The sequence below is a fragment of the Candidatus Symbiopectobacterium sp. genome (assembly GCF_020054415.1).
GTDB lineage: Bacteria > Pseudomonadota > Gammaproteobacteria > Enterobacterales > Enterobacteriaceae > Symbiopectobacterium.
Window position 1 is genome coordinate 1 of record NZ_JAHWCO010000518.1, and the last position, 4,497, is coordinate 4,497.

Genomic DNA, 4,497 nt, shown 5'->3' on the forward strand with positions numbered 1-4,497 from the left:
ATGCAAACACGGATGGCTACAGGGCTTACAACGACGAACTTCCAAAAGTAAAACACATTGTTAGCAAGCTGTATACACAGCGTATTGAGCGTGCACATCTGACACTGCGTAACCGATTGTAACGGCTCAATCGCAAGACGCTCGAATATTCAAAATCATCCGAAATGCACGATAGGGGATCATCGGTACTTACATCGAACGCGAGTACTACGTTTGATGCTACATCAACTCATTGAATACACGACCCAGTCAACGTCAGTGCCACACGCATTTCTTCGTGCCAACCATTCGCGTTGCTCCCTCATCAGAGAGCCTTTAGCCACGCTATTATCTATTGCAATCGTGTAAAGCCGATTCGCAATGGAGTCGATGCCACTCAGCGCAGGCGTACTGCATATTGTTTTTTCGGTTTCATTGAGGTTTTCGAGCGAGCAGTTGAATCCGGCAGCCTGAACATTTGCATAGCAGGCCACTAATGCCGAAAATAACACGATCTTTCCCAGTTTCATTTTTATCCCTAATTATTTCCCTATAAAATCCAATGAGATCGGTTCAAATAAGTCATTAGAAAGCATGGGGATATGGATTTAATCAATGAGGGCCATATTGATGGAAACGGTGGGCATAAAAAACCGGTGATACATCACCGGTTTTTTGTCTGAACAAGCAACGTTAGCGGGTCAGGTCATCGAAAAACTTCTTCACACCATCAAAGAAGCTTTTAGAGCGAGGGCTATTTCTCTCTCCCGAAGGTCCACCGAAACTCTCTTCCAGCTCCTTCAGCAGTTGCTTCTGGCGCTCATGAAGATTAACCGGCGTTTCAACCACCACGCGGCACAGCAGATCTCCCTGTGCACCGCCGCGTACCGATTTTACACCTTTGCCGCGCATGCGGAACAATTTTCCGGTTTGCGTTTCCGCAGGCACCTTCAATTTCACGCGGCCATCTAACGTCGGCACTTCAATCTCACCGCCCATGGCTGCCATCGCAAAGTTGATGGGAACTTCGCAATAGAGATTGTTCTCTTCGCGCTGGAAGATAGGATGCGGTTTTACCTGCACCTGAACGTACAGATCGCCCGCAGGTGCACCGTGCTCCCCGGCCTCACCTTCACCGGACAAGCGAATACGATCGCCCGTATCCACGCCCGCAGGGATTTTCACCGACAGGGTTTTGCTGGTTTCAACGCGACCATGACCATGACACTTGTTGCAAGGATCTTTAATGATCTTGCCACGTCCATGACAGTGCGGACAGGTTTGCTGAACGGTAAAGAACCCTTGACGCATCTGCACCTTGCCATTGCCATGGCAGGTTGGGCAGGTTACCGGCGAGCCGCCCGGTTTTGCACCGCTGCCATGACAGGAGTCGCACTCTTCAAGCGTCGGAATGCGGATCTCTTTGGCGACGCCACGAACCGCTTCTTCCAGCGTCAACTCCATGTTATAGCGTAAATCGGCACCGCGGCTGGCACGTTGACGACGTCCACCGCCGAAAATATCGCCGAATACGTCGCCAAAGATATCGCCAAAATCTGCGCCGCCGAAACCGCCAGCCCCACCACCGCCCATACCGCCTTGCTCAAACGCCGCGTGGCCGAATTGATCGTAAGCCGCCCGTTTCTGCGCATCCGTCAGAATTTCATAAGCTTCTTTGATCTCTTTGAATTTTGCTTCAGAGTCTTTATCACCGGGGCTACGGTCCGGGTGAAACTTCATCGCCAGGCGCTTGTAGGCTTTTTTGATCTCCCGCTCATCGGCGTCTTTGGCAACGCCTAGCGCTTCGTAATAATCTTGCTTCGCCATGTTTTTTCCTGCCCTCAACATGCGTGCACGGGCGCAGAGTTTCCTCGACGCCCGTGCCTAGTTTGCCAGCAACGGCTTATCACCGTTGTTGCGCCCGCCTAAGGGCGATTATTTTTTGTCTTTCACTTCTTCAAATTCAGCGTCCACAACGTCGTCTTCTTCACGCGCTGCATCATCTGCATCATCTGCATTGCTGCCTGCACCCGCTTGTGCCTGCTGTTGCGATGCTTCCAGCAGTTTGGCAGACGCTTCGATCAACGTTTGGATCTTCGCTTCGATCTCCGCTTTATCTTCGCATTTCAATACGCCTTCCAGCGCCTTCAGGGCATCTTCAATCGCGGTTTTATCGTTAGTGGCCAGCTTGTCGCCAGACTCTTCCAGCTGTTTACGGGTGCTGTGAAGCAGGTGATCGCCCTGATTACGCGCCTGTACCAGCTCTTCAAACTTACGGTCAGCTTCCGCATTCGCTTCTGCATCGCGCACCATCTTCTGGATTTCATCTTCATTCAAGCCAGAAGATGCTTTGATGGTGATGTTCTGCTCGCGGCCGCTGTTTTTGTCTTTGGCAGAAACGTGCAGGATACCGTCAGCGTCGATGTCAAAAGTCACTTCGATCTGCGGCATACCGCGCGGTGCGTTCTGAATACCGTCCAGGTTAAACTGACCCAACGATTTGTTGTCGTGTGCACGTTTACGTTCACCCTGCAACACATGGATGGTTACTGCGGACTGGTTATCTTCCGCCGTAGAGAACACCTGGCTGTGTTTGGTCGGTATGGTGGTGTTCTTGGTAATCAGCGGCGTCATTACGCCACCCATGGTTTCGATACCCAGTGACAGCGGGGTAACGTCCAGCAGCAGCACGTCTTTAACGTCACCGGCTAACACGCCGCCCTGCACCGCAGCACCGATCGCCACCGCTTCATCCGGGTTAACGTCTTTGCGCGGCTCTTTGCAAAAGAAGTCAGCCACTTTCTTCTGTACCATCGGCATACGGGTTTGACCACCCACCAGAATCACGTCCTGCACGTCAGAAACGGACAGCCCGGCATCCTGCAATGCGACTTTTAGCGGCTCCAGTGAACGGGTCACCAGCTCTTCTACCAGCGACTCCAACTTGGCGCGAGTCACTTTGATGTTCAGGTGTTTCGGACCAGTAGCATCCGCCGTGATGTACGGCAGGTTAACGTCGGTCTGTTGCGCAGAGGAAAGCTCAATTTTCGCTTTTTCTGCTGCTTCTTTCAGGCGCTGCATCGCCAACGGATCGTTGCGCAGGTCAAAACCTTGCTCTTTCTTAAACTCGTCAACCAGATGGTTGATCATACGGCTGTCGAAGTCTTCGCCACCCAAGTGGGTATCACCATTGGTTGCCAGTACTTCAAAGGTTTTTTCGCCGTCAACTTCATCGATTTCGATGATGGAAATATCAAACGTACCGCCGCCCAGGTCGTAAACCGCAATGGTGCGGTTACCCACTTCTTTGTCAAGACCGTACGCCAGCGCAGCCGCTGTCGGTTCATTGATGATACGTTTCACTTCCAGGCCCGCGATGCGGCCTGCATCTTTGGTTGCCTGACGTTGCGCATCGTTAAAATACGCCGGAACGGTGATAACCGCTTCAGTGATAGTTTCACCGAGGTAGTCTTCTGCCGTTTTCTTCATTTTTTTCAGCACCTCAGCAGAGATCTGCGGCGGTGCCATTTTCTGGTCTTTCACTTCCAACCAAGCGTCACCGTTATCTGCTGCAACGATGTTGTACGGCATGATGTTGGTATCACGCTGCACTTCTTCATCTTTGAAGCGACGGCCAATCAGACGCTTGATAGCAAACAGGGTGTTTTTCGGGTTAGTCACAGCCTGACGTTTAGCGGGCTGGCCAACCAGAATTTCACCATCTTGCGTATAAGCAATAATAGAAGGCGTGGTGCGATCGCCCTCGCTGTTTTCCAGTACTTTAACCTGCGTACCCTCCATAATCGCTACACAAGAGTTGGTTGTACCCAGGTCGATACCAATAATCTTACCCATCTAAACATCTCCACTAAAAAGTCGTATTCGGTGTGGCCGTTCAACTTACCATGCGGGCGAAAAGGGGATTTTCAACTCAACAAAGTGCAATTATTCAATTTTTGCCCTCACGAGGTCTCCTCATCCACACGGTGTTCTTTGATGTTCCAGGCAAACTCATGCTTCCCAGCACATCCCGTTACAAGAGGTCAAACCGTTTCGGTTGGAAATAAGATGGGGACAACAATTTACTCCTCAAGGGGGGGAGCGAAAAAAAAATGCAGGCGATCCCCTTTATGATCAAACTATTCCTCTTGCACCTTGTTGTATCCGTGCAATCGTCCCGCTATTATGCCGCGCCGCAATTAAAATTTTTTTAGAAAATTTCACCGTTGCGTTGTTTTTACTGTTACAGAGCTTTCACAGTTAAATAGCAAAGGTCTATCGGGACGACGAGCAAGGACAGCTCGCCAGAGATCAGGAAACACCGACAGAACGCGGCATATCAGACTGTACACGAGATTGTGTAATTGCCTGATTTTGATATGTTCAATCCAACATCAAAAGCAGGTTACTTTATGGACGAAAAACAGTTACAGGCTCTGGCTAACGAGCTGGCCAAAAATCTCAAAACCCCTGACGATATCAACCAGTTTGATCGCCTGCTGAAAAAGATCAGCGTTG

Annotated in this window: 3 protein-coding genes and 1 pseudogene; 2 read left to right on the forward strand and 2 right to left on the reverse strand. The window is 50.6% G+C overall.

All coding sequences use genetic code 11. From position 1 onward, the window contains the following. Together QZ506_RS15035 and QZ506_RS15040 are read left to right on the forward strand one after the other, a co-directional pair. A pseudogene (locus tag QZ506_RS15035) lies at nt 1–217 on the forward strand (IS1 family transposase); the annotation flags it as partial. Next, nucleotides 217–348 (forward strand): hypothetical protein, encoded by a 132-nt coding sequence (locus QZ506_RS15040; protein ID WP_291972124.1) that lies wholly within the window; start codon nt 217–219, stop codon nt 346–348. The pseudogene QZ506_RS15035 and the gene QZ506_RS15040, both read left to right, overlap by 1 nt. A 324-nt stretch (nt 349–672) precedes the next feature. Here QZ506_RS15040 and dnaJ read toward each other — a convergent pair whose 3' ends face one another. Further along, on the reverse strand, nt 673–1,806 hold the full coding sequence (gene dnaJ, locus QZ506_RS15045) for a molecular chaperone DnaJ (RefSeq protein WP_291972126.1): 1,134 nt from the start codon (nt 1,804–1,806) through the stop codon (nt 673–675). A 108-nt stretch (nt 1,807–1,914) separates the two neighbouring features. After that, nucleotides 1,915–3,834 carry a molecular chaperone DnaK gene (dnaK, locus tag QZ506_RS15050; protein WP_291972128.1) on the reverse strand — a complete coding sequence of 640 codons (1,920 nt, stop codon included), beginning with the start codon at nt 3,832–3,834 and terminating at the stop codon, nt 1,915–1,917. Nucleotides 3,835–4,497: the final 663 nt, after the last annotated feature.